The organism is Methylobacterium hispanicum (genome assembly GCF_022179285.1).
Lineage (GTDB): Bacteria > Pseudomonadota > Alphaproteobacteria > Rhizobiales > Beijerinckiaceae > Methylobacterium > Methylobacterium hispanicum.
Genome location: NZ_BPQO01000014.1, coordinates 113630 through 136186, shown reverse-complemented (window position 1 = coordinate 136186; position 22557 = coordinate 113630). Strand labels below are relative to the sequence as shown.

26 protein-coding genes are annotated in these 22557 nt (G+C 71.7%); 16 read left to right on the top strand and 10 right to left on the bottom strand.

From position 1 onward, the window contains the following. Window positions 1-657: an RraA family protein gene (locus MFF56_RS17055; RefSeq protein WP_066924957.1), complete on the bottom strand. Its 657-nt coding sequence runs from the start codon at window positions 655-657 to the stop codon at window positions 1-3. 169 nt (window positions 658-826) lie between these two features. On the opposite strand from MFF56_RS17055, the gene MFF56_RS17050 reads away from it, so the two are divergent. The 5 genes from MFF56_RS17050 (at window position 827) to MFF56_RS17030 (ending at window position 5384) form a co-directional block, all read left to right on the top strand. Next, window positions 827-1774 (top strand): aspartate carbamoyltransferase catalytic subunit, encoded by a 948-nt coding sequence (locus MFF56_RS17050; RefSeq protein WP_066924954.1) that lies wholly within the window; start codon window positions 827-829, stop codon window positions 1772-1774. A 5-nt stretch (window positions 1775-1779) separates the two neighbouring features. Further along, the gene (locus MFF56_RS17045; RefSeq protein ID WP_066924962.1) at window positions 1780-3090 is read left to right on the top strand and encodes a dihydroorotase; all 1311 of its coding nucleotides are present in this window, start codon (window positions 1780-1782) and stop codon (window positions 3088-3090) included. Beyond that, window positions 3087-3695, top strand: a complete 609-nt coding sequence (gene plsY / locus MFF56_RS17040; protein WP_066924952.1) for a glycerol-3-phosphate 1-O-acyltransferase PlsY — start codon at window positions 3087-3089, stop codon at window positions 3693-3695. Before MFF56_RS17045 ends, plsY begins: the two co-directional genes overlap by 4 nt. 55 nt (window positions 3696-3750) lie before the next feature. Then, entirely contained in the window at window positions 3751-4917 is a 1167-nt protein-coding gene (gene dprA, locus MFF56_RS17035; protein ID WP_066924950.1) for a DNA-processing protein DprA, read from the top strand. A 227-nt stretch (window positions 4918-5144) separates the two neighbouring features. Beyond that, on the top strand, window positions 5145-5384 hold the full coding sequence (locus MFF56_RS17030; RefSeq protein WP_066924948.1) for a hypothetical protein: 240 nt from the start codon (window positions 5145-5147) through the stop codon (window positions 5382-5384). Between the two features lie 45 nt (window positions 5385-5429). Here the strand turns inward: MFF56_RS17030 and ruvX are convergent, their stop codons facing one another. Further along, entirely contained in the window at window positions 5430-5957 is a 528-nt protein-coding gene (ruvX, locus tag MFF56_RS17025) for a Holliday junction resolvase RuvX (protein ID WP_066924946.1), read from the bottom strand. 9 nt (window positions 5958-5966) lie between these two features. Continuing rightward, entirely contained in the window at window positions 5967-6521 is a 555-nt protein-coding gene (locus MFF56_RS17020) for an SMI1/KNR4 family protein (protein WP_238230443.1), read from the bottom strand. A 124-nt stretch (window positions 6522-6645) separates the two neighbouring features. On the opposite strand from MFF56_RS17020, the gene MFF56_RS17015 reads away from it, so the two are divergent. The 5 genes from MFF56_RS17015 (at window position 6646) to gatB (ending at window position 10756) form a co-directional block, all read left to right on the top strand. Beyond that, window positions 6646-6849 (top strand): hypothetical protein, encoded by a 204-nt coding sequence (locus MFF56_RS17015; protein ID WP_066924943.1) that lies wholly within the window; start codon window positions 6646-6648, stop codon window positions 6847-6849. A gap of 187 nt (window positions 6850-7036) precedes the next feature. Further along, on the top strand, window positions 7037-7324 hold the full coding sequence (gene gatC / locus MFF56_RS17010; protein WP_066924941.1) for an Asp-tRNA(Asn)/Glu-tRNA(Gln) amidotransferase subunit GatC: 288 nt from the start codon (window positions 7037-7039) through the stop codon (window positions 7322-7324). An 85-nt stretch (window positions 7325-7409) separates the two neighbouring features. Next, window positions 7410-8891: an Asp-tRNA(Asn)/Glu-tRNA(Gln) amidotransferase subunit GatA gene (gene gatA, locus MFF56_RS17005; protein WP_197430684.1), complete on the top strand. Its 1482-nt coding sequence runs from the start codon at window positions 7410-7412 to the stop codon at window positions 8889-8891. Next, the gene (locus MFF56_RS17000) at window positions 8888-9187 is read left to right on the top strand and encodes a hypothetical protein (RefSeq protein ID WP_066924961.1); all 300 of its coding nucleotides are present in this window, start codon (window positions 8888-8890) and stop codon (window positions 9185-9187) included. Before gatA ends, MFF56_RS17000 begins: the two co-directional genes overlap by 4 nt. A 96-nt stretch (window positions 9188-9283) precedes the next feature. Continuing rightward, entirely contained in the window at window positions 9284-10756 is a 1473-nt protein-coding gene (gatB, locus tag MFF56_RS16995) for an Asp-tRNA(Asn)/Glu-tRNA(Gln) amidotransferase subunit GatB (RefSeq protein WP_066927858.1), read from the top strand. Between the two features lie 642 nt (window positions 10757-11398). Here gatB and MFF56_RS16990 read toward each other — a convergent pair. The 4 genes from MFF56_RS16990 to MFF56_RS16975 form a co-directional block, all read right to left on the bottom strand. Further along, the gene (locus tag MFF56_RS16990; protein WP_066927860.1) at window positions 11399-12430 is read right to left on the bottom strand and encodes an efflux RND transporter periplasmic adaptor subunit; all 1032 of its coding nucleotides are present in this window, start codon (window positions 12428-12430) and stop codon (window positions 11399-11401) included. After that, entirely contained in the window at window positions 12430-12624 is a 195-nt protein-coding gene (locus MFF56_RS16985) for a DUF1656 domain-containing protein (RefSeq protein ID WP_066927862.1), read from the bottom strand. Before MFF56_RS16985 ends, MFF56_RS16990 begins: the two co-directional genes overlap by 1 nt. A 90-nt stretch (window positions 12625-12714) precedes the next feature. Continuing rightward, entirely contained in the window at window positions 12715-13137 is a 423-nt protein-coding gene (locus tag MFF56_RS16980) for a DUF4345 domain-containing protein (protein ID WP_066927864.1), read from the bottom strand. A gap of 68 nt (window positions 13138-13205) precedes the next feature. Next, window positions 13206-13493, bottom strand: a complete 288-nt coding sequence (locus MFF56_RS16975; protein WP_066927866.1) for a hypothetical protein — start codon at window positions 13491-13493, stop codon at window positions 13206-13208. 309 nt (window positions 13494-13802) lie between these two features. Here MFF56_RS16975 and MFF56_RS16970 point away from each other — a divergent pair, with 309 nt between their 5' ends. Beyond that, on the top strand, window positions 13803-14438 hold the full coding sequence (locus tag MFF56_RS16970; protein WP_066927867.1) for a glutathione S-transferase N-terminal domain-containing protein: 636 nt from the start codon (window positions 13803-13805) through the stop codon (window positions 14436-14438). A 23-nt stretch (window positions 14439-14461) separates the two neighbouring features. On the opposite strand, the gene MFF56_RS16965 is transcribed toward MFF56_RS16970, so the two are convergent. Continuing rightward, window positions 14462-14986: a DUF2147 domain-containing protein gene (locus MFF56_RS16965; RefSeq protein WP_066927869.1), complete on the bottom strand. Its 525-nt coding sequence runs from the start codon at window positions 14984-14986 to the stop codon at window positions 14462-14464. 238 nt (window positions 14987-15224) lie between these two features. Between MFF56_RS16965 and ndk the strand changes: the two genes are divergently transcribed. Next, window positions 15225-15647 carry a nucleoside-diphosphate kinase gene (gene ndk, locus MFF56_RS16960; protein WP_066927871.1) on the top strand — a complete coding sequence of 141 codons (423 nt, stop codon included), beginning with the start codon at window positions 15225-15227 and terminating at the stop codon, window positions 15645-15647. Window positions 15648-15822: 175 nt separating this feature from the next. After that, window positions 15823-16185: a hypothetical protein gene (locus MFF56_RS16955; protein ID WP_066927873.1), complete on the top strand. Its 363-nt coding sequence runs from the start codon at window positions 15823-15825 to the stop codon at window positions 16183-16185. 64 nt (window positions 16186-16249) lie between these two features. Here the strand turns inward: MFF56_RS16955 and purN are convergent, their stop codons facing one another. Together purN and purM are read right to left on the bottom strand one after the other, a co-directional pair. Next, on the bottom strand, window positions 16250-16906 hold the full coding sequence (purN, locus tag MFF56_RS16950) for a phosphoribosylglycinamide formyltransferase (RefSeq protein WP_082773388.1): 657 nt from the start codon (window positions 16904-16906) through the stop codon (window positions 16250-16252). Then, a complete protein-coding gene (gene purM / locus MFF56_RS16945) occupies window positions 16903-17970 on the bottom strand; it encodes a phosphoribosylformylglycinamidine cyclo-ligase (RefSeq protein WP_066927875.1) in 1068 nt (355 codons plus the stop codon). The genes purN and purM overlap by 4 nt, the downstream gene beginning before the upstream one ends. 190 nt (window positions 17971-18160) lie before the next feature. Here purM and MFF56_RS16940 point away from each other — a divergent pair, with 190 nt between their 5' ends. From MFF56_RS16940 to MFF56_RS16930, 3 genes are all read left to right on the top strand, one after another. After that, the gene (locus MFF56_RS16940; RefSeq protein ID WP_066927888.1) at window positions 18161-19258 is read left to right on the top strand and encodes an AI-2E family transporter; all 1098 of its coding nucleotides are present in this window, start codon (window positions 18161-18163) and stop codon (window positions 19256-19258) included. Between the two features lie 40 nt (window positions 19259-19298). Beyond that, the gene (locus MFF56_RS16935) at window positions 19299-20042 is read left to right on the top strand and encodes a P-loop NTPase family protein (RefSeq protein WP_066927877.1); all 744 of its coding nucleotides are present in this window, start codon (window positions 19299-19301) and stop codon (window positions 20040-20042) included. A gap of 98 nt (window positions 20043-20140) precedes the next feature. Next, window positions 20141-22510, top strand: coding sequence for an RNA degradosome polyphosphate kinase (locus MFF56_RS16930; protein WP_373324094.1), 2370 nt, complete (start codon window positions 20141-20143; stop codon window positions 22508-22510). The last annotated feature ends 47 nt before the right edge of the window (window positions 22511-22557 follow it).

Here is a 22557-nt window from a genome sequence, read left to right as displayed (position 1 = left end):
TCAAACCGTCTTCGTCTCGGCCTCGAAGCGGGCGCGGGTCTCCGCGTCCGGCGGCAGCAGGGCGGCGAGGCCGGCGCCCCGCTCGGCCTCCCTGAGAAGCCAGAGATCGAGCCGCTGCTGCTCGACCGCCTCGAGCGCCACCGCCTCGGCGATGGCGGCCGGCACGACCACGGCCCCGTCCGGCCCGGCCACCACGATGTCGCCCGGATGCACCGCCGCGCCCGCGCAGGCGATCGCATCGCCCGCCCCCGCCAGCGCAAGGCCGACGGATCCCGGGTTCCGGCCGAGGTCCCGTCCCCAGGCAGGCAGGGCAAGGTCGTCGGGCACGCCCGCATCGGTGACGAGTCCCGCGACCCCAGCCCGCGCCAGCCCGGCGGCCAGGATCGGGCCAAAGGGCAGGGGGCCGCCGCCGCCCGCGGCATCGATCACCAGCACGGCGCCCTCCGGCACCCGACCGATCGCGGAGGCGAGGTCGCCCGCCGCCTCGTCCCGGGCCGGGATCAGCCGCAGGGTGTGGGCCGGCCCGGCGACCGGGGTCGAGGCGCGCACCTCCAACCCCGAGAAAGCGTGAGCCCGAACGCCGCGCCGGGCGAGAGCACGCGCGAGGCTCGCCGGGCTCACCGCGAGGAGCGCGTCGCGAAGGGTCTGGTCGATCATGGGGATCCTCGGGGCGCGCCTGATGCGGTCGGCCCCGGCGAAGTGGGTCGCCGGGCGGGCGCGGCAAGGCGAGGACCGAAACGCTGGGCGGGAAGCCGTGCGGAAGGCCCGGGACTGCCCGCGTCGCCCTTGCCCGGTCCGGCGCGGCGACCTATCACCGGCCCCCGACATGACCCAAGTCGCGCCCCCGAGCTTCCCCCACCGCCATCTCCTCGGCATCGAGGGGCTGACGCGCCCCGAGATCGAGGGCCTGCTCGACCGGGCGGACGCCGCCGTCGACGTCTCCCGGCAGGTCGAGAAGAAGCGCAACGTCCTGCGGGGCCGCACGCAGATCAACCTGTTCTTCGAGCCCTCGACGCGAACGCAATCCTCGTTCGAGCTCGCCGGCAAGCGGCTCGGCGCCGACGTGATGAACATGTCGGTCGCCTCCTCCTCGGTGAAGAAGGGCGAGACGCTGATCGACACCGCCGCGACCCTGAACGCGATGCGACCCGACATCATCGTGGTGCGCCACCAGTCGGCGGGCGCCGTGCATCTGCTCGCCCGCAAGGTCGATTGCTCGGTGGTGAACGCGGGCGATGGCGCCCACGAGCATCCGACCCAGGCGCTCCTCGACGCGCTGACCATCCGCCGCAACAAGGGCCGGATCGAGGGGCTCCAAGTCGCGATCTGCGGCGACGTCCTGCATTCCCGCGTCGCCCGCTCGAACATCATCAGCCTGCAGGCGCTCGGCGCCCGGGTGCGGGTGATCGGCCCGACCTCGCTGCTGCCCTCCGGCATCGCGCGCTTCGGCGTCGAGGTGTTCACCGACATGCGCGAGGGGCTCAGGGACTGCGACATCGTCATGATGCTGCGCCTGCAGCGCGAGCGCATGAACGGCTCCTTCGTGCCCTCCGTGAAGGAGTATTTCCGCTATTACGGCCTCGACGGCGACAAGCTGGCGCTGGCCCGGCCCGACGCGCTGGTGATGCATCCCGGACCGATGAACCGCGGCGTCGAGATCGCCTCCGACATCGCCGACGGCGCGCAGTCGCTGATCCGCGAGCAGGTCGAGATGGGCGTCGCCGTGCGCATGGCGGTGCTCGAAGCGCTCGCGAGCCACCTGCCGAACGGATGATGCCGATGTCCCTCCGTCCGCTCCTGCTCTCCAACGCCCGCCTCCTCGACCCGGCCACCGGCCAGGAGACGCCCGGCTCCGTCCTCGTCCGCGAGGGCCGCATCGCCGACATCGCGCACGGCGCCGCACCCGGGGCGCCGGAGGGCGCGGAACGGATCGACTGCGGCGGCAACGTGCTGGCGCCCGGCCTCATCGACATGCGCGCCTTCGTGGGCGAGCCGGGCGCGGAGCACCGCGAGACCCTGGCCTCGGCGAGCGCGGCGGCCGCGGCCGGCGGCGTCACGACGCTGGTCTGCATGCCCGACACCAACCCGGTGATCGACGGGCCGGCCATCGTCGATTTCGTGCTGCGCCGCGCCCGCGACACGGCCTGCGTCACCGTCCTGCCGGCAGCCGCCGTCACGAAAGGCCTCGCGGGGCGCGAGATGACCGAGTTCGGCCTGCTGCAGGAGGCCGGCGCCGTCGCATTCACGGACGGGCTCAAGGCGGTGACGAACGCCCAGGTGATGCGGCGGGCGCTCACCTACGCCCGCGATTTCGGCGCGCTGATCATGCAGCACGTCGAGGAGCCCGACCTCGTCGGCGAGGGCGTGATGAACGAGGGCGAGTTCGCCTCGCGGCTCGGGCTCGCGGGCATCCCGCGCGAGGCCGAGACCGTGATGCTGGAGCGCGACATCCGCCTCGTGCGCCTCACCGGCGCCCGCTACCACGCGGCGATGATCTCCTGCGCCGACTCGGTCGAGATCGTGCGGCGGGCCAAGGAGGCCGGGCTGCCCGTCACCTGCGGCGTCTCGGTGAACAACCTCGTGCTCAACGAGAACGACATCGGGCATTACCGCACCTTCTGCCGGCTCGCGCCGCCGCTGCGGCACGAGAGCGACCGGCAGGCCGTTGTGGAGGCCCTCAAGGAGGGCGTGATCGACGCCGTGGTCTCGGACCACAACCCGCAGGACGTGGAGACCAAGCGCCTGCCCTTCGCGGAGGCCGCCGACGGCGCGCTCGGCATCGAGACGCTGCTCGGTGCCGCGATGCGCCTCGTCCACACCGGTGACATCGGCCTGCCGCGCCTGATCCAGGCCCTGACCGCGGCGCCGGCGAAGATCCTCGGGCGCGAGGCGGGGCGCCTCACTGCCGGGGCCCCGGCCGACCTCGTGCTGATCGACCCCGACCTGCCCTACGTCCTCGACAAGCGGCAGCTCAAATCCCGCTCGAAGAACTCGCCCTTCGACGAGGCCCGCCTGCAGGGCGCGGCCGCGCTGACCTTGGTCGGCGGGCGCGTCGTGCATCGCCTCCCCGAGATCGCGGTGGCGGCGTGATCGCGAACCTCGACCTCGCGACCCCGGCGGTCGCCGCCTGCCTCGTGCTCGGCTACGCGCTGGGCTCGATCCCGTTCGGGCTGATCCTGACCAAGTTCGCCGGGCTCGGCGACGTGCGGGCGATCGGCTCGGGCAATATCGGCGCGACCAACGTCCTGCGCACCGGCCGCAAGGGGCTCGCCGCCGCGACGCTGCTCGGCGACGCGCTGAAAGGCACCGCCGCGGTGCTGGTCGCGGCGCGGTTCGGCGAGGCCGCGGCGCTGGCCGCCGGGCTCGGGGCGTTCCTCGGCCATCTCTTCCCGGTCTGGCTCGGCTTCCGGGGCGGCAAGGGCGTGGCGACCTTCATCGGCGTGCTGCTGGCCTTCAGCCCGCTGGCGCTGCTCGCCTTCGCGGCCATCTGGCTCGGCCTCGCCTTCGCACTCCGCTACTCGTCGCTCGCGGCGCTGGCGGCCTCGGCGACGACGCCGCTCGTGCTCTGGGCGCTCGGCCGCCCCGCGGAGGCGCTGCTCTTCGGCCTGCTCGGCCTGCTGCTCTGGTGGAAGCACGCCCCCAACATCCGGCGGCTGCTCGACGGCACCGAGGGACGGATCGGGCAGAAGGGCTGAACGCGCACCAAGCGCCATGATAGGGTTCCTAGGATTGTGGTCCGGAACTCGCTCCATGCAGCTCACAGACGCCCAGCGCATCGACTGGCTCCGGCTGATCCGCACCGAGGGCGTCGGCCCGCGCACCTTCCGCACCCTGGTCAACCGATACGGCGGCGCGGCCGGCGCCCTCGACGCGCTGCCCGCGCTCACCCGGCGCCAGGGCCGACCCGTGACGCCGCCCTCGCGGACGCAGGCCGAGGAGGAGATCGCGGCCGCCGCCCGTCTGGGAGCCCGGCTCGCCGCCACCGGCGAGGCGGAGTACCCGCGGCTCCTTCAGGTCACCGACAGTGCTCCGCCGCTCCTCGCGATCCGGGGCCGTGCCGACGCGCTCGCCGCGCCGGCCGTCGCGATCGTCGGCTCGCGCAACGCCTCGGCGCTCGGTGGCGCCTTCACCGAGCGGCTCGCCCGCGGACTCGGCGAGGCCGGGCTGAGCGTCGTCTCGGGGCTCGCCCGCGGCATCGACGCCCGCGCCCATCGGGCGTCGCTCGGCACCGGCGCGGTGGCGGTGCTGGCCGGCGGGCACGACCGGATCTACCCGGCCAACCATGCCGGGCTGGTGGACGAGATCGTCGGCGCGGGTGGGACCGTCGTCGCCGAGATGCCGATGGGCTGGGAGCCGCGGGGCCGCGACTTCCCCCGGCGCAACCGCATCATCTCGGGTCTCGCCTACGGCACCGTCGTGATCGAGGCCGCGCGCCGCTCCGGCTCGCTGATCACCGCCCGCTTCGCCCTGGAGCAGGGCCGGGAAGTCTTCGCGGTGCCGGGCTCGCCGCTCGACCCGCGGGCGGAGGGCACCAACGACCTGATCCGCCAGGGCGCGACCCTGGTGGCCGAGGTCGATCACGTCCTCGCCGTGCTCGCGCCGCTCGTCGGCGGCAGCGTGCCGGAGGCCCGGGACGCCCCCGACCTCGCCGACCAGCCGGTCTTCTGGGACGAGATCGATCTCGACGGGATCACCGTGCCGGTGCCGGCCCCCCGCTTGGAGGCGCCCGAACCGGAGGAGACGGCCGATCCCCGCGCCCGGCTGGTCGGCGCCCTGAGCCCGAGCCCGGTCGGAACCGACGCGCTCGCCCGCGCCACCGGCCTCGGCGTGCGCATGGTCCAGACGCTGCTCCTCGAACTGGAACTCGACGGCCGCATCGAGCGCCACGGCAGCGGGACGGTCTCCCTGATCCGGTGAAGGCTGACGCGCGGGCAATGGGTCCACACGAGGCAGGGGATCGCGCGGTCGACGGGCGGCTCGGCACCGGCAATCCTGCGCGGCTTGCCGGCGGGATCGCGTGCCGGACCGGCATGACGGGAGAACGCGCGGTCTTCGAAACCGATCGAACAGGCGCTAGGATGCAACGCGGCCGCGCGATCGGATATTGATCCCGGAGAAGAGCGTCGTGCGTGAGGAGGGCCGGGATGTCGAAGCCGTGCTCGGGCGAGGGGCCCGGGATGCAGCGCCGGGGACGGACGCCCTACAGCGCGGGCTTCCGCACCGATACCGCGCCGGAGCGGGCGCGCTACGCCGCCCTGAACCGCTTCACCTACAGCGGCGGTTTCGACGGCTACGAGGGCCGGATGATCTGCCCGCCCCAGTGGCGCAGGACGGCGTTCGGCGAGGATGAAGGCCGCCGGGAGCGCTCCGCCGCACGGGAGTGAGGCGGCGTCCGGGCGATCAGCTCGGGCCCCGCGCCGCCTCGCCCGCTAGGAGAAGACCGGGAACCGGTCGCCCGCGTCCGGCTCCCGCGCCTGCATCATGTCGAGGGCGCCCTGCAGGATGTAGGCGGCGGCGAGCTTGTCCACGAGCTGCGCGCGCTTGGCCCGTGAGGCGTCGGCCTCGATCAGCGCGCGCGTGACGACCGCGGTCGAGAGGCGCTCGTCGTGGAACAGGACCGGCAGGTCGAGGATCGGTTTCAGGTTGCGCACGAAGGCCCGGGTCGATTGCACCCGCGGCCCCTCCGAGCCGTCCATGTTGAGCGGAAGGCCGAAGACGAGGCCGCCGACCGCGTGCTTCAGGCAGAGGTCGCGCAGACGCCCGGCATCCGGCGTGAACTTCACCCGGCGGATCGTCTCCAGCGGCGAGGCGATGCGGCGCTGCACGTCGGAGAGGGCGAGCCCGATCGTCTTCGTGCCGAGATCGACGCCGATCAGGCGCGCGCCGCCGCGGGACGCCTCGGCGAAGGCGGCGATGTCGTCGGTTCGAGCGTCCTGGCGGGTATCCGGGCTGACCATGTGCCGGCCTTACGAGGCTTCGGCCCCGCGCGCCAGCACCGCCGCCTCGATCCCCTCGAACACGGCGGGCAGGGGCTCGGCCGCCTCGCCGAGGACGGTGCGCACGCCCGCGCCCTGCAGGCGCCGGAACAGGGCATCCAGGCTCTCGCCCCCGAAGCGCACCGTCTCGAGGTCGGGCGCCAGAAGCCAGATGTCGTATTCGGGCTCGCCCGCGACGTCCCAGAACAGGAAGTGGCCGTCGTCGGTCTCGCCGAAGAAGCAGGCCCGGTCGAGCACGCCCGGATCGTCGCCCTCGACCGCGAGGGCGGGCGGCGTATCGAGCAGGCCGATCGCCGCCTGGATGCTGTGGGCGATCAGCTCGGCGCGCACGACGAGGTCGGCGGCCGGGTAGGGCAGGGGCGTGGCCACCCGCACGCGGCCGCCCGCGAGCCCGGCCCCGCACGCCCGGCAGAAGCTCCGGTAGGATTCGGGCAGCGAGAAGCCGAGCTCACGCTCCGCCCGCGCGATCTCGGCCTCGTCCGACGGACAACCCTGGCGCAGCTCCGCGAAGACCTCAGCCCACATCCGATCCTCCATCCCCGGTCCGTCCACAGCCGTTAACCCTGCGCGCAGTTCGACGTGGCGCAGGCTGGCACGGTTCCGGCATAGGTACGTTAACGTCTCGTTAACGCTTCCGGAGGCCCCGCGCTTGACCCTCGTCGCGACCTCGTCCCGCCCCGCCCGCCGCAGTCCGGGCACGCTCCCGCCGGGCACGCTCCCGCGCAAGCACCGGCTGATGCTGCTGCTCGCCTTCGAGATCCTCGTCTTCGGCCTGGGCCAGGCGCACTTCAACCCGGTGAAGCGCGGCGTCGTCGTCGATGTCAGCACCACGCCCAACCATGTGGTGACCTGAGCGACGGCCGGTCAGGTCCGGACCGGCCCTGACGCGTCCGCTCCGCACGTCCGGGGCGCCGCGGGCGAACCCGGAACGAGGGCGGCTCGCGCTCGGCTGCCGCCTGGCCGCGTTGCGGCGCCGCGAAGCCCGATGCTATAGCCCGGCGGACTTTTCGCGGGAGCCCGCGGGCACGGAACGGGTAGGCATGTCGGTCGACGCACAGACGGTCAGGCGCATCGCGCATCTGGCGCGCATCGCGGTCTCGGACGAGGAGGTCGCGCCGCTGCAGGGCGAGCTCAACGCGATCCTGGCGTTCGTCGAGCAACTCGGCACGGTGGACGTCTCGGGCGTCGAGCCGATGACCTCGGTCACCCCGATGGCGATGAAGAAGCGGGCCGACGTGGTCACGGACGGCGAGCGCGCCGCGGACGTCGTCGCCAACGCCCCCGAGACCGAGGACAACTACTTCCTCGTCCCGAAGGTGGTCGAGTAGGGCGGACCGCGCCCCCATGCTTGAGCGCCCGGCCGCGACGCCGGGCAGGCCCCGCCGCCGCAGGGCGGACGTGAGGACGGATCCCGTGAGCGAACTCAACGAACTCTCCCTCGCCGAGGCGCGCGACGGCCTGAAGGCCAAGCGCTTCTCAGCCCGCGAACTGACCCAGGCCCATGTCGCGGCGGTCGAGCGGGCGCGGCCCCTCAACGCCTACATCTTGGAGACGCCCGAGCGGGCCCTCGGGATGGCCGACGCCTCCGACGCGAGGATCGCGGCCGGCGAGGCCCGCCCGCTCGAAGGCCTGCCGCTCGGCATCAAGGACCTGTTCTGCACCGAGGGCACCCGGACCACCGCGGGCTCGAAGATCCTGGAGACCTTCACCCCGCACTACGAGTCGGCCGTCTCGGCCAACCTCTGGCGCGACGGCGCGGTGATGCTGGGCAAGCTCAACCTCGACGAGTTCGCCATGGGCTCCTCGAACGAGACTAGCGCCTACGGCACCGTGATCTCGCCCTGGCGCCGCAACGGCTCGGAGGCGGCCATCGTGCCGGGCGGCTCCTCGGGCGGCTCGGCGGCGGCGGTCGCCGCGCATCTCTGCCTCGGGGCCACCGCGACCGATACGGGCGGCTCGATCCGCCAGCCCGCGGCCTTCACGGGCACCGTCGGCATCAAGCCGACCTACGGCCGCTGCTCGCGCTGGGGCACGGTGGCCTTCGCCTCCTCGCTCGACCAGGCCGGCCCGATCGCCCGCACGGTGCGCGACTGCGCGATCCTCTTGGGCTCCATGTCCGGCTCGGACGCGCGCGACACCACCTGCGCCGACCTGCCCGTGCCGGATTTCGAGGCGGCGGTCTCGCGCGGCGTGAAGGGCCTGACCATCGGCATTCCCCGTGAATACCGGGTCGATGGCATGCCGGCGGAAATCCAGCGGCTCTGGGACCAGGGCGCGGCGTGGCTGAAGGAGGCCGGCGCCACCATCCGGGAGATCTCGCTGCCGCACACGCAGTACGCGCTGCCGGCCTACTACATCGTGGCGCCTGCCGAGGCCTCCTCGAACCTCGCCCGCTACGACGGCGTGCGCTACGGCCTGCGCGTGCCGGCGAGCGACATCGTGGGCCTGTACGAGAAGACCCGCGCGGCGGGCTTCGGCCGCGAGGTGAAGCGCCGCATCATGATCGGCACCTACGTGCTGTCGGCGGGCTACTACGACGCCTACTACGTGCGCGCCCAGAAGATCCGCACCCTGATCAAGCGCGACTTCGAGCAAGCCTACGCGGCCGGCGTCGACGCGATCCTCACCCCCGCGACCCCGTCCGCCGCCTTCGGCGTGGGCGAGAAGGCTTCGGCCGACCCGGTCGAGATGTACCTCAACGACGTCTTCACCGTGACGGTGAACATGGCGGGGCTCCCCGGCATCTCGGTGCCGGCGGGGCTCGACGCGCAAGGGCTGCCGCTCGGCCTGCAGCTGATCGGCCGCCCCTTCGACGAGGAGACGCTGTTCGCCGCGAGCCAAGTGATCGAGGACGCGGCCGGCCGGGTCAGCCTGCCGAAGCCCTGGTGGGCATGAGCGTCCCCTATTATCCCTGGACCGTCTGGATCTGGGCCGGGCTCGACCCGATCCTCGTTCTGCTGGCGCTCTATCTCGGCTGGACCGCGAGCCAGTTCGGCAAGGTCTTCATCGCGGCGATCATCGCGCTCGCCGTCTCGGTGCTGGCCTCCTGGGCGATCGGCGCGGTCGGCATCCCGTGGCCGGCCCCCGTCAGCCACGACGGGCCGACCTTCTTCCCCGTGCGGACGATCGCGGCGCTCCTCTGGGCGATCCTCGGATACGCCGCGCGCCGCGCGCTCCGGCCCCGCGCTTGACCCGCGCGGGCACCCACCCCTAACTCTCGCCACGGCGCGAGGGGCTTTGCCCCCCGCCCACCCCGCGACCCTCCCCGAGGATCGGCCCGGACGACCATGAACGCACCCGTGAACCCGAAGAAGCTGATCAAGGGCGGCCTGCACGACTGGGAGGTCGTGATCGGCATGGAGATCCACGCCCAGATCACCAGCCGCTCCAAGCTGTTCTCCGGCGCCTCGACCGCCTTCGGTGCCGAGCCCAACGCCCACGTCTCGCTCGTCGACGCGGCCATGCCCGGCATGCTGCCGGTGATCAACGAGGAGTGCGTGGCGCAGGCGGTGCGCACCGGCCTCGGGCTGAAGGCCAGGATCAACCTGCGCTCGGTGTTCGACCGGAAGAACTACTTCTACCCGGACCTGCCGCAGGGCTACCAGATCTCGCAGTACAAGGACCCGATCGTCGGCGAGGGCGAGGTGCTGGTCGATCTGCCCGAGGGCGAGTCGATCACGGTCGGCATCGAGCGCCTGCACCTTGAGCAGGATGCCGGCAAGTCGCTGCACGACCAGGCGCCGAACCTGAGCTTCGTCGATCTCAACCGCTCGGGCGTCGCCCTGATGGAGATCGTCTCGCGACCCGATCTGCGCTCGTCCGAGGAGGCCAAGGCCTACGTGACGAAGCTGCGCACCATCCTGCGCTATCTCGGCACCTGCGACGGCGACATGGAGAAGGGGAATCTCCGCGCCGACGTGAACGTCTCGGTGCGCCGCCCCGGTGAGCCGCTCGGCACCCGCTGCGAGATCAAGAACGTCAACTCGATCCGCTTCATCGGCCAGGCCATCGAGACCGAGGCGCGCCGCCAGATCGCGATCCTCGAGGACGGGGGCGCGATCGTGCAGGAGACCCGCCTGTTCGACCCGGGCCGGGGCGAGACCCGCTCGATGCGCTCGAAGGAAGAGGCGCACGATTACCGCTACTTCCCCGACCCGGACCTCCTGCCGCTGGAGTTCAGCCAGGACTTCGTGGACGGGCTCGCGGCCGGCCTGCCGGAGCTGCCCGACGCCAAGAAGGCGCGCTTCGTGGCCGATTTCGGCCTCTCGCCCTACGACGCGGGCGTGCTGGTGGCCGAGCGGGCGTCCGCCGACTTCTACGAGGCGGTGGCCAAGGGCCGCGACGGCAAGGCCGCGGCGAACTGGGTGATCAACGAGCTGTTCGGGCGCCTCAACAAGGAGGGGCTCGGCATCGACCAGAGCCCGGTCTCGGCGGACCAGCTGGGCAGCATCATCGACCTGATCGGCGAGGGCACGATCTCGGGCAAGATCGCCAAGGACCTGTTCGAGATCGTCTGGACCGATGGTGGCGACCCGCGTGCCGTCGTCGAGGCCCGCGGCATGAAGCAGGTCACCGACACCGGCGCGATCGAGGCGGCGGTGGACCAGATCATCGCCCAGAACCCCGACAAGGTCGCGCAGGCGCGAGAGAAGCCGACGCTGCTCGGCTGGTTCGTCGGCCAGACCATGAAGGCCACCGGCGGCAAGGCCAACCCGGCGGCCGTGAACGCCCTGCTGAAGGCGAAGCTCGGAATCGCGTGAGGCCCATCGCGGGGACGTGTATCCCCTCTCCCCGCCTGCGGGGAGAGGGCGGCCCGTTTCCTTTACGGTCCCGAACGTCGGATCTCACCGCACATGGGTTCAGCCCGCACGCAGCCTGCTGGGCTGTCGGCGAGCGCTCGGCACCTTCGCGATGGTCATTATCTCCACGGCACTGCCGGAGTGAACCGCGCCGGAGACGGCTTGAGGTGGGGCATTTCGCGTGTTCGAAGTCGCGCCGTTCGGCCGCTTCTGCGCCCCTGGAGCCGTCCTCCGCCGGGTTGTCCGCTCGATCTGCCGCTAGGCTCTCGGCCGGACCGGTCCGAGAGTGGTCGTTACGGCGTTCTGCTGGGGTGGAGTCATTCCTGTCTCCTTCAGCTTCGCTCACGGATCGTCGCGCCAGATATTCGCGCCTTGCGCGCCGTATCCGGAACGGTTGTGCTTCCCTTCCCGAAGCACCCAGAGAGATTGCGACCGTATTCGACAGACGTCAATCGGAAAATCGGGGCTTGGCCAAAACGTATTCGCCACGCTCGGGCGCCTTCGCGGCGCACGCGCAGGCGATCAAGGACTTAGGCATAGGGGCGCTGCGGTGCAAAAAGCCGGCGCCGCGGCGCCCGGCGAGGTGTTCGGCCACGCGAGCATTCAACGGACGCCGGTGAGCGTGCGGCTCAGATCCGCGAACCACGCCGGACGGGTCCCGACGCCGTTGTTGACCATCACGGTCGCGGTCATGCCGGCCACCAGCGGCACGTCCTCCGGCACCTGATCGATGCGGATGCGCACCGGGACGCGCTGAGCGAGGCGAACCCAGGTGAAGACCGGATCGACGTCCGGCAGCCCCTGCGTGCTCGGTGCGGCGCTGGCGGTGGCGATGCCGAGCGTGACGCTCTCCACCGTCCCCTTCAAGACCGGCGCGAAGCCCATGAGCTGCATCTCGGCCGGGTCGTTCACGTGGATGTTGGCCATCTTCGTCTCCTCGAAGTAGCCGTCGATCCAGAACGTGTCCGTGTCGATCACCCGGAGGTTGACCGTGCCGGTGGTGGCATAGTCGCCCACGCGCAGCAGCAGGTTGGTCACGCGGCCGTTGACCGGCGCCCGCACTTCCGTGCGCTTGAGGTTGATCCGAGCCTGGGAGAGATGTGCCTTGGCGGTCGCCAGTGCGGCCTCGGCGATCTTGGCGGTCCCGGCATATTGCTGCTTCTGCTCGACGGATGTCGAGAGGGTGGTCAGCGCCTGCCGGCGGTCCGACTCCGCGTTCTTGACCTGCAGGTCGGCCTCGCGGTTCCTCACCTCGGCCTCGGCCTGCGTCACGGCGATCTCGAAATCGAAGGGGTCGATCGTGTAGAGCACATCGCCGCGCTTGACCGTCTGATTGTCGGAAACCTTCAGCGCGACGATCTGGCCCGAGACCTGGGGCGCGACGGCGGCCACCTGCACGCGCACGCGCCCGTCCCGGGTCCAGGGCGCCGTGACGTAGATGTGCCAGACCACGGCCGCAGCCGCGAGCGCCACGGCCAGGATCGCGGCGGTCGCGGCGAACCGGAGGAGCTTGCGCACCCGGCCGTGCCGCGGAACGCCCGCGTCCCGGACCGCGGCCGGCTCCGCGCGCCCGGTGTCCCGCCCGGCATCCTGCTCGGCCGAGCGGCCGGCCTTCGGGTCGTCCTCGTCGGCCATCAGATCAGAACCACCAGCAGGGCGAGAATGCAGACGTAGATCCCGGCCTCCGTCAGCGGCGGGTTCGCCACGTAGCGGCCGAGGGGGACCCGCGCGAAGAGCGTGCGCAAGAGGACGAGGATCGCGAAGGCGCCGAGCGCGTAGGCGACGAAGGGAGATATCAGGACCCCTCCGATCTGAAGGTCCGTGCGCATTCTCAGCTCCCTCGGAAAGGCCCGACGGCCAGATGCCGCAGGAGGCGGCGGTACCGGCCGATCAGCCGGTCGGGCACGGCGCCGCTGGCCTCAGACATCGGCGCCGGGATCCGGCAACGCGGCGGCGTCCCGGGCCTTCGTCGCCACGCGCATCTGCCAGAGGCAGAGCAGCGGCGTGACGACCAGTTCCACGCCGAGCGCGCCCAGCATGGTCAGCGACGGGATGCCGGTGAGATAGAGCCCAAGCAGGCGCGCGAGGCCCCCCAGACCCACCACGAGGGTGAGGAAGCGGAACAGGCGCCCCTTGGCCTCGATGTCCGGCACGCAGGTCCAGAACAGGATGCCGATGCCGGCGAGCAAACCCGAGAGGTAGCGGAAATGGCTGTCCGTCGAGACGCTCTCGACGCCGGACGAGAGCCCGTTCACGCCGAACAGCACCCCGTAGAGGCCGGCGGCGAACGGGATCACCGCGCCGGCCGCGACCACGCGCTGAAGTGCCTGCCGCTCGTTCATCGCACCCCGCGTGCCATCGACCGCCCGCGGATCAGAACCCGCGGGTCGGCTCCCGGTTGCTGATCGCCTCAGGCTTTGTCGTTGCCTTTCAGGCGCTTGTTGCACTTGCTCCAGAACTGAGGCCATTTCGGCCCCTGCGTGGCCTTCTGCGCATCGGTGAGCGCGCGCCACTCGGTCCCGCACTGCTTCTGCCGGGCGCGCGCCGCGCTCTGGCCGGCGCTCGGCTCCTTCGCGGGCTTGGCGGTCTCGAGCTTGGCGGTCTCGGCGGCCTCCTTCGGCGCCGCCTGGGCCGGGAGGGGCGCGGCGGCGAGGAGCGGCAGGGCGAGCGCAGTGCCGACGAGGAGGCGGTGGAGCATCGTAGCGGATCCGGAGGTTCGACCGCGAGTCGGCCCGCGGCGGGCCATGGGATTTCAGACCCAATCGGTCGGCAGGGCAAGGCCCCGGACGAGCGCGCCCCCGGCATCGCTTGACGGAGACGCGCCGCCGTCTCGCGGCCTGCGGGAGCGGGACACGCTTGAGCGCGGTGGAGGATCCGCGCTAGCTAGGCCGTAGCGGACGGTGCCTCGCCGGCCGGCAGATCGGACTTGCGGACGACGGCGTCGTCCTTAACCTCACAGGCTCGCCCGGCGTCCGCGCCCGGCGAGACCGAGCCGGAGCATCGCGCCATGGCCGCCGCCCAGGGCAAGCCCATCGACCTCCACACTTGGAGCACGCCGAACGGCTGGAAGATCCCGATCATGCTGGAGGAGTGCGGGCTGCCCTACCGCGTGATCCCGGTCAATATCGGCAAGGGCGAGCAGATGGCGCCCGAGTTCCTGAAGATCTCGCCCAACAACAAGATCCCGGCGATCGTGGACCCGGACGGGCCCGGGGGTGAGCCGATCACGGTGTTCGAGTCCGGCGCCATCCTGCAATATCTCGGCCGCAAGACCGGTTGCCTCTACCCGAAGGACGAGCGGGCGCGGGTGGCGGTCGATCAGTGGCTGTTCTGGCAGGTCGGAGGCTTCGGGCCGATGCTGGGCCAGACCCACCATTTCAAGATCTACGCGCAGGAGAAGATCCCCTACGCGATCGACCGGTTCGAGGCGGAGGCCAGGCGCCTCTACGGCGTCCTCGACGGACAGCTCGCCAAAAGCGAGTACATCGCGGGCGCCTACTCGATCGCCGACGTGGCCACCCTCACCTGGGCGAAGTTCCACGGCAAGCAGGGCATCGACCTCTCGGGCTTCGCGAACGTCCGCCGCTGGCTCGACACCGTGCTAGCCCGCCCCGCCGTGCAGCGCGGGCTCGCCGCGATCTGAGGCGGCCGTCCGCGGGGAGGGGCCTACTCGGGCTTCGGCGCCTTCGCGGCGGGCTTGGCCGGCTTCGGGGCCGGCGCCTCGGGCGGGACGACCGCCGCCTGCTGGTTCACGTCCGGCACGCGCGTCCAGGTCTGCGAGCCGCACAGGATCTTGAGCAGGCAGCCCGAGACCGAGAGCTCCTGCGCGCTCTCGCGCTCCAGGCTGACCTGATAGGTCTTGCCCTCCTCGATGTTGTAGAGCTCGCCCGAGAACTTCTCCTCGTCCGGCTTCAGGCCCTCGATGAGCTGCAGGCCGATCACCGGCCGGGCCCGCTTCTTCGGGTCTGGATTCTTCAGATCGGTGCGGGGGCTGCCCGCCTCGGTGGTCGGCACCTTCAGCCACACCACCTTGCCGCAGACGAGGCTCTGGCCCGGGCCGCAGCGGTCGATGCGGATCTTGGCGCGGCCGTCACCGGTGAGCCAGGTGCCGCTGGGATCCTTGGGCGCCTCCGCCGAGGCGGTGCCGAGGCCGGCGAGCAGGAGGGCGGTGGTGCCGAGAGCGAGGCGCATGCGGAAGTCTCCGTGGCTTGGCGCGCGGGGGCGCCGTGGGCGGGAGGTACGTCTGCAAGCGATTACGCGGTCGCATTCGGGCGATTTTTCGACCCTGTTGCAGCGAAGCCATGGCCGCGCTTGCGCGCGCTCGGGTTGAGAGGGGTGGGGCGGCCCGCTATAAGCCCGGCGGCGCAGCGGCTTCCGCGCGACGGATCAGCCGCCGAACCCTTTCCTCGAAAACACGGACACCGCCAGCATGGCCACCGAGCGCACCTTCTCCATCCTGAAGCCCGACGCCACGCGGCGCAACCTGACCGGCGCCGTCAACGCCGTGATCGAGAAGGCCGGCCTGCGGATCGTCGGCCAGCGCCGCATCCAGATGAGCCGCCAGCAGGCGGAGACGTTCTACGAGATCCACAAGGAGCGCCCGTTCTTCGGCGAGCTCGTGGAGTTCATGACCTCCGGCCCCGTCGTGGTGCAGGTCCTCGAGGGCGAGAACGCGGTCGCCAAGTACCGTGAAGTGATGGGCGCGACCAACCCGGCGCAGGCCGCCGACGGCACCATCCGCAAGCTCTTCGCCGAGTCGGTCGGCGAGAACACCGTGCACGGCTCGGACAGCGCCGAGAACGCCAAGGCCGAGATCGCCCAGTTCTTCCAGGACGGCGACATCGTCGGCTGAGCCGCGGGCTCCGCACGGCCGGATCTCGGGCCGCCGGGCTACACCGGCGGCCTATTCCTCCGCGGCCGGCCTTGCCCGACCGAATGGCCGCCGGTGTGGCGGCGCCGCCATTGACGATGAGTCCGGCGAGGCGTCCAAGGACACGGTCAAGCTTACCCGCCTCTGGACGTTCTCCATGATCCGCCGCCTGTCCCTCACGCTCGCTGCCGGCCTCCTGGCGCTCGGCGCCACCGCGGCCCTCGCCGGCGGCTCCTCGGCGCCCTTCGAGCAGTACCAGCCCGACCCGGCGCTGCGCACCGCGCCGAAGGCCAACCTCGAGGCCCGCGTTCGCCGCGCCTGCGCGGTCGTCCAGGCCCGCATGACCAGCGCCTCCGAGGCCTCGCTCGAGCGCCCCTGCGGCTGCTACGCGAGCCGCACCCTGCGCAGCCTCGACGAGGCCGAGATCGAGTCCTACCGCACCACCGGCTACTTCAACGATTCCGCCCGCGCCAAGGCGCTCGGCGCGCTCGACGCCTGCAAGCTGCAGCGCCCGGTCTGAGGGATCGATGTCGGGGCTCCGCGCCCCGATCCCCGCCGAAGGGCCCTGGCCCTTCGGGATCCCGTTACAGGCTCAGGAGGGCGCCGTCCGCCCGGCCGGCATCCACTGAGAAGATTACCCGGTCGCCATCGAGGCGCGCCCGGCCGCCCGCCACCAGGGCGAGCGCCGCGGGATAGAGCCGGTGCTCCTGCACGATCACCCGGGCCGCGAGGCTATCGGCGTCCTCGCCCGCCCGCACCGGCACCGCCGCCTGCGCCACGATCGGGCCGGCATCGAGCTCCGGCACCACGTAGTGCACCGTGCAGCCGTGCAGGCGCACGCCCGCCTGCAGCGCCCGCTCGTGGGTGTGCGTGCCCTTGAACAGCGGCAGCAGCGAGGGGTGGATGTTGAGCATCCGCCCCGCCCAGCCCTCGACGAAGCCGGGGGTGAAGATCCGCATGAAGCCGGCGAGGCAGACCAGCTCGATCCCCGCCGCGCGCAATTCCGCGTCGAGCGCCGCGTCGAAGCTCACCCGGTCCGGATAGGCCGTGTGGTCGATCGCCTTCACGGCGATGCCGGCCTCCGCCGCGCGGGCGAGGCCGGCGGCGTCCGGCCGGTTCGAGAGCACCAGCACGATCTCGGCCGGGAAGTCGGGCGCGCGCGCCGCCTCGATCAGCGAGACCATGTTCGAGCCGCGCCCCGAGATCAGGATCGCGACGCGGGTCTTGTGCGCCGTGCTCACAGCTTGAGCGTGCCGTCGAAGGTGACGGGCTCCGCCCCGCGCGGGGTGATCCGCCCGAGCCGCACCGGCGCCTCGCCCGCCGCCTCGAGCGCGGCGATCACCGCGTCCGCCTTCGCGGCATCCACCACCACGGCCATGCCGATGCCGCAGTTGAAGGTGCGCAGCATCTCGGCCTCGGCGACGCCGCCCTCGCGGGCGAGCCAGCCGAAGACTGGCGGCGCGCTCACGGCGCCGAGATCGACCGCGATGCCGACGTCGTCCGGCAGCACGCGGGGCAGGTTGTCGGGAAAGCCGCCGCCCGTGATGTGGGCGAGCGCCTTGATGCCGTCGGTGGCCTTGAGCGCCGCCAGCAGCGGCTTCACGTAGATCCGGGTCGGCTCGAGCAGCGCCTCGCCGAGCGAGCGCGCGGGATCGAACGGGGCGGGGGCGTCCCAGCCGAGCCCCGTGCGGGCGACGATCCGGCGCACCAGCGAGAACCCGTTCGAGTGGACGCCGGAGGACGGCAGGCCGAGCACGAGGTCGCCCGCCGCGATGCCGGCCTTCGGCAGCAGCGTGCCGCGCTCGGCCGCGCCCACCGCGAAGCCCGCGAGGTCGTAGTCCTGGCCGTCGTAGAGGCCCGGCATCTCGGCGGTCTCGCCGCCGATCAGCGCGCAGCCCGCCTGCCGGCACCCTTCGGCGATGCCCCGCACGATGTCGGCGCCGACCCCCGGCACGAGTTTGCCGGTGGCGTAGTAGTCGAGGAAGAACAGGGGCTCGGCGCCCTGCACCACGAGGTCGTTCACGCACATCGCCACGAGGTCGATGCCGATCGTCGCGTGGCGGTTGGTCTCGACCGCGATCTTCACCTTGGTGCCGACGCCGTCGTTGGCCGCCACCAGGATCGGGTCCTTGAAACCCGCGGCCTTCAGGTCGAACAGGCCGCCGAAGCCGCCGATCTCCGCATCCGCGCCCGGCCGGCGCGTGGCCCGCACCAGCGGCTTGATCGCATCGACCAGCGCGTTGCCGGCGTCGATGTCGACGCCGGCCTGCGCGTAGGTCAGCCCATTCTCGTTCTCGGCCGTCATCGGCGCCCGTATCCTCGTCTGTCCACGGGCTCTTTAGCCCAAAGCGCCGCGCCGTCGAACCCGCCGCCGTCGAGATTCCCCTGGCATCCACCTCTCCGGGCAGCAGCCTTGAAGCAGCCTTGAAGCAGCCTTGACCGTGTGGGGTGGCGTTCCCACTCTCCGGCCGGGCATGAGCGAGAAGGAGCCGGCGATGCGCGCACGGGCGGTGATCGGGCTGGCGTCGCTCGTGGCCTTGAGCCTTCTCATCTATCTGCTGCGCGACGTGATGCTGCCCTTCGTGGCCGGCATCGCGCTGGCCTACCTGCTCGACCCGCTCGCCGACCGGCTGGAGCGACTCGGCCTCGGACGGCTCGCCGCAAGCCTCCTCATCCTGGCACTCTTCGTCGTGGTGCTGGTGGTGAGCCTGCTCCTCCTCGTGCCGCTCGTCGCCAACCAAGTCGCCGCGCTGATCGCGAGCCTGCCCCAGATGGTCGCCCGGCTGCAGGGGATCCTCGCCGAGCGCGCCGGGCCGCTCCTCCAGCGACTCGGCGGTGCGGACGCGATCGCCGAGCTGCAATCCTCGGTCGGCACGCTGGCGAGCCAGGGCGTGACGTGGCTGCTCGCCTTCCTGAAATCCCTCTGGACCGGCAGCCAGGCGCTGATCTCGATCGCCTCGCTCCTCGTGGTGACGCCGGTCGTCGCCTTCTACATCCTCGTCGACTGGGACCGGATGGTCGCGGCCATCGACGGCTGGGTGCCGCCCCGGCACCGAACCACCGTGCGCGGGCTCGCCACCCAGATCGACCGGGCCATCATCGGCTTCGTGCGCGGCCAGACGCTCGTCTGCCTGATCCTCGGCACCTTCTACGCGGTCGGGCTCTGGCTGGTGGGTCTGAATTTCGGCGTGCTGATCGGGCTGATCTCGGGCTTCCTCACCTTCATCCCGTATGTCGGCACGCTCACCGGGTTCATGCTCTCGGTCGGCGTCGCGCTGGTGCAGTTCTGGCCGGGCTCGGACTGGCTGCATCTCGGGCTCACCGTGGGGGTGTTCCTCGTCGGTCAGTTCCTGGAGGGCAACATCATCTCGCCCAAGCTCGTCGGCGATTCGGTGGGCCTGCACCCGGTCTGGCTGATGTTCGCGCTGCTGGCCTTCGGCTCGCTCTTCGGCTTCCTCGGCCTGCTGCTGGCCGTGCCGGTCGCGGCCTCGATCGGGGTGCTGGTGCGCTTCGGCCTGCGGCAATACCTGCAGAGCCGGCTCTACCATGCCGAGGCGCCGGTGCTCATCGAGGTCGGACGGCGGGAGCCGTGACGGTGGGGCGCCGTCGGCTCCCGGGTGTATAAGCGGCCCCATGCGCGACACCGCACCGCCCCGTCAGCTCACCTTCGACCTGCCGCTCGATCCCCGCTACGGCCGCGAGGACTTCCTGGTCGGCCCCGCCAACGAGGCCGCCTACGCCCTGATCGAGGCGTGGCCGGACTGGCCGGACACCGTTCTGGTCCTTACCGGTCCGGCGGGCAGCGGCAAGAGCCATCTCGCCTCGATCTGGGCGACGCGGGCCCATGCCTGGACCGTGCCGGCCGCCGGCATCGGGGCGGCCGATGTCGGCCATCTCGTCTCGAACGGCGCGCTGGTGATCGAGGACATCGACCGGGCGGGGCGCGCCGACGAGGCCGCCCTGTTCCACCTCCTCAACCTCGCCCGCGAGCGCCGGGCGCCGGTGCTGCTGACGAGCGGGCAGCCCATCGAGGCCATCGGCCTCGCCACCGCGGACCTGCGCTCGCGCCTGCGGCTGGCGCCCTCCGCGGCGATCCTCGCTCCCGACGACGCCCTGCTGCGGGCCGTCATCGTCAAGCTCTTCGTGGACCGGCAGCTCGTGGTCGATCTCGGGGTGATCGACGCGCTGGCGCTGCGCCTCGACCGCTCGCTCGGCCGCGCCCGCGAGGTGGTGGCCGAACTCGACCGCGACGCGCTGGGGCGCGGGCGCCGCATCACCAAGCCGCTGGCGCTCGCCGTGCTGGAGCGGATGGGCGGGGGCGAGGACGGCTCCGATGACGGAGCGGAGAATCCGTTCGCGGAGTCCCCGGAGGATTAGCCCGCGGCGCGAGGCCGTCATCGAACCGTCACGCGGCTGTGCCGATTCCCTGCTAGAGGGCGCGGCGCCGCAGAGCTGGAGGACACGTGTTGCCGGAGATGGAGCCGAGAGTCGGAGCCCGCGAGAGCGAGCAGGCGCACGAGGAGACGGGGGCCGAGCGCCCGTCCGCCCCCCCGCGCCGGGCGCCGCCGACTCGGCGCACGGCCGTGGCGCGCCCTGCGCAGGCTCCGGCCGCGCCCGCCGACCGGGGCGACGAGTGGCCGGTGGCCGCCGACATCCCGGAGCCCCCGACGCATGTCGGCGAGCCCGCCCGCGCGAGCGTGCTGGAGGCCGGCCGCACGCTCCGCCACTCGCCCGAGCGCTTCGTGAACCGCGAGCTGTCCTGGCTGCAGTTCAACCGCCGGGTGCTGGAGGAGGCCTCCAACACCGGCCATCCGCTGTTGGAGCAGCTGCGCTTCCTCTCGATCTCGGCCAACAACCTCGACGAGTTCTTCATGGTCCGCGTCGCCGGCCTGCACGATCAGGTCCGGGCCGGGCTGACGCTGCCCTCGCAGGACGGGCTGACCCCGTCCGAGCAGCTCGTCCGGATCGGCCAGGAGGTCTCGCGGCTGGCCGAGGACCAGCAGACCCGCTGGCGGGAGCTGCGCGCGGAGCTGCTCGGTGTCGACATCGCCCTCGTCGAGCCCAGTGAGCTGATCGCCCAGCACAAGGCCTTCCTGGAGGAGTACTTCCTCAACCACGTCCTGCCGGTGCTGACGCCGCTGGCGATCGACCCGGCCCACCCCTTCCCGTTCATCCCTAACCTCGGCTCGACCATCGCCCTGATGCTGGTGCGGCCGAAAGATGGGCGGACCCTGCGCGCGCTGATCCGCATGCCGGGCGTGCTCGACCGCTTCGTGCGCCTGCCGACCGTCGAGGGGGATCCGGCCGCGCGCTTCATCGCGATCGAGCAGGTGATCGTGATGTTCACCGGCCGGCTCTTCCCCGGCTACCACGTGCGGGGCCAGGGCGCCTTCCGGGTGGTGCGCGACTCCGACCTCGAGATCGAGGAGGAGGCCGAGGACCTCGTCCTGCACTTCGAGACCGCGCTGAAGCAGCGCCGCCGCGGCGTCGTCATCCGGCTCGAGGTCGAGGCCGGGATGCCGGAGGACCTGCGCGCCTTCGTGGCCGACGAGCTGGAAATCTCCCCCGACGCCATCTTCCTGGTCGAGGGCATGCTGGCCTTGAACGAGCTCTCGCAGATCGTCTCGATCGACCGGCCGGACCTCAAGTTCAAGCCCTACAACCCGCGCTTCCCCGAGCGCATCCGGGAATCGGGCGGCGACGTCTTCGCGGCGATCCGCCAGAAGGATTTCTGCGTGCACCACCCCTACGAGTCCTTCGACTCGGTGGTGCAGTTCCTGGCCCAGGCCGCCCGCGACCCGAACGTGGTGGCGATCAAGCAGACGCTCTACCGCACCTCCTCGAACTCGCCGATCGTGGCCGCGCTCGCGGAAGCCGCCGAGGCCGGCAAGTCGGTCACCGCGCTCGTCGAGCTGAAGGCCCGCTTCGACGAGGAGGCCAACATCCGCTGGGCCCGCAACCTCGAGAAGGCCGGCGCCCAGGTGGTCTTCGGCTTCGTCGAGCTGAAGACCCACGCCAAGCTCTCGATGGTGGTGCGCCGCGAGGGCGAGCGCCTCGTCACCTACTGCCACATCGGCACGGGCAACTATCACCCGATCACGGCGCGCATCTACACCGACCTCTCCTTCTTCACCGCCGACCCGGCCATCGCCCGGGACGTCTCCCGCATCTTCAACTTCATCACGGGCTACGCCGAGCCCGCGGAACTCGAGCGCATGGCAGTCTCGCCGCTGACGCTGAAGCCGCGGCTGCTCGAGCACATCGAGGCCGAGATCGCGCACGCCAAGGCCGGGCGCCCGGCGGCGATCTGGATCAAGTGCAACTCGCTGGTCGACGCGCAGATCATCGACGCGCTCTACGACGCCTCGGAGGCGGGCGTGCAGATCGACTGCGTGGTGCGCGGCATCTGCTGCCTGCGCCCCGGCGTGCCGGGCCTGTCCGAGACGATCCGGGTCAAGTCGATCGTCGGGCGCTTCCTGGAGCACGGGCGCATCTACGCCTTCGGCAACGGCGTCGGGCTGCCCCACCCGAAGGCCACGGTCTACATCTCGTCGGCCGACCTGATGAGCCGCAACCTCGACCGCCGGGTCGAGGCGCTCCTGCCGATCACCAACCCGACCGTGCACCAGCAGGTGCTCGACCAGATCATGCTGGCGAACCTCTTGGACAACCGCCAGAGCTGGCGCGTGCTGGCCTCGGGGGCGAGCGAGCGGGTCCAGCCGGCGGAGGGCGAGGAGCCCTTCAACGCCCACAAGTACTTCATGACCAACCCGAGCCTCTCGGGCCGCGGCAAGGCCTCGAAGAAGTCGAGCCCGCGGGCGCTGAGTAGGCGGGCGCGGGGGTAGGGGAGAAAGACGCCACGCTCTCCCTCCCCCCTCTGCGGGGGAGGGTG

Bases quoted from the DNA above. Each gene is read 5' to 3' on its own strand.
- MFF56_RS17030 (WP_066924948.1), top strand. From the start codon at position 5,145: ATGTCGAAGCCGTGCTCGGGCGAGGGGCCCGGGATGCAGCGCCGGGGA.
- MFF56_RS17055 (WP_066924957.1), bottom strand. From the start codon at position 657: ATGATCGACCAGACCCTTCGCGACGCGCTCCTCGCGGTGAGCCCGGCG.
- MFF56_RS17000 (WP_066924961.1), top strand. From the start codon at position 8,888: ATGAGCGTCCCCTATTATCCCTGGACCGTCTGGATCTGGGCCGGGCTC.
- MFF56_RS16975 (WP_066927866.1), bottom strand. From the start codon at position 13,493: ATGCTCCACCGCCTCCTCGTCGGCACTGCGCTCGCCCTGCCGCTCCTC.
- MFF56_RS16970 (WP_066927867.1), top strand. From the start codon at position 13,803: ATGGCCGCCGCCCAGGGCAAGCCCATCGACCTCCACACTTGGAGCACG.
- ndk (WP_066927871.1), top strand. From the start codon at position 15,225: ATGGCCACCGAGCGCACCTTCTCCATCCTGAAGCCCGACGCCACGCGG.
- MFF56_RS17020 (WP_238230443.1), bottom strand. From the start codon at position 6,521: ATGTGGGCTGAGGTCTTCGCGGAGCTGCGCCAGGGTTGTCCGTCGGAC.
- MFF56_RS16935 (WP_066927877.1), top strand. From the start codon at position 19,299: ATGCGCGACACCGCACCGCCCCGTCAGCTCACCTTCGACCTGCCGCTC.
- gatC (WP_066924941.1), top strand. From the start codon at position 7,037: ATGTCGGTCGACGCACAGACGGTCAGGCGCATCGCGCATCTGGCGCGC.
- gatB (WP_066927858.1), top strand. From the start codon at position 9,284: ATGAACGCACCCGTGAACCCGAAGAAGCTGATCAAGGGCGGCCTGCAC.
- MFF56_RS16965 (WP_066927869.1), bottom strand. From the start codon at position 14,986: ATGCGCCTCGCTCTCGGCACCACCGCCCTCCTGCTCGCCGGCCTCGGC.
- MFF56_RS16980 (WP_066927864.1), bottom strand. From the start codon at position 13,137: ATGAACGAGCGGCAGGCACTTCAGCGCGTGGTCGCGGCCGGCGCGGTG.
- MFF56_RS17050 (WP_066924954.1), top strand. From the start codon at position 827: ATGACCCAAGTCGCGCCCCCGAGCTTCCCCCACCGCCATCTCCTCGGC.
- MFF56_RS16985 (WP_066927862.1), bottom strand. From the start codon at position 12,624: ATGCGCACGGACCTTCAGATCGGAGGGGTCCTGATATCTCCCTTCGTC.
- MFF56_RS17045 (WP_066924962.1), top strand. From the start codon at position 1,780: ATGTCCCTCCGTCCGCTCCTGCTCTCCAACGCCCGCCTCCTCGACCCG.
- MFF56_RS16955 (WP_066927873.1), top strand. From the start codon at position 15,823: ATGATCCGCCGCCTGTCCCTCACGCTCGCTGCCGGCCTCCTGGCGCTC.
- dprA (WP_066924950.1), top strand. From the start codon at position 3,751: ATGCAGCTCACAGACGCCCAGCGCATCGACTGGCTCCGGCTGATCCGC.
- ruvX (WP_066924946.1), bottom strand. From the start codon at position 5,957: ATGGTCAGCCCGGATACCCGCCAGGACGCTCGAACCGACGACATCGCC.
- MFF56_RS16990 (WP_066927860.1), bottom strand. From the start codon at position 12,430: ATGGCCGACGAGGACGACCCGAAGGCCGGCCGCTCGGCCGAGCAGGAT.
- MFF56_RS16930 (WP_373324094.1), top strand. From the start codon at position 20,141: ATGGAGCCGAGAGTCGGAGCCCGCGAGAGCGAGCAGGCGCACGAGGAG.
- purM (WP_066927875.1), bottom strand. From the start codon at position 17,970: ATGACGGCCGAGAACGAGAATGGGCTGACCTACGCGCAGGCCGGCGTC.
- MFF56_RS16940 (WP_066927888.1), top strand. From the start codon at position 18,161: ATGCGCGCACGGGCGGTGATCGGGCTGGCGTCGCTCGTGGCCTTGAGC.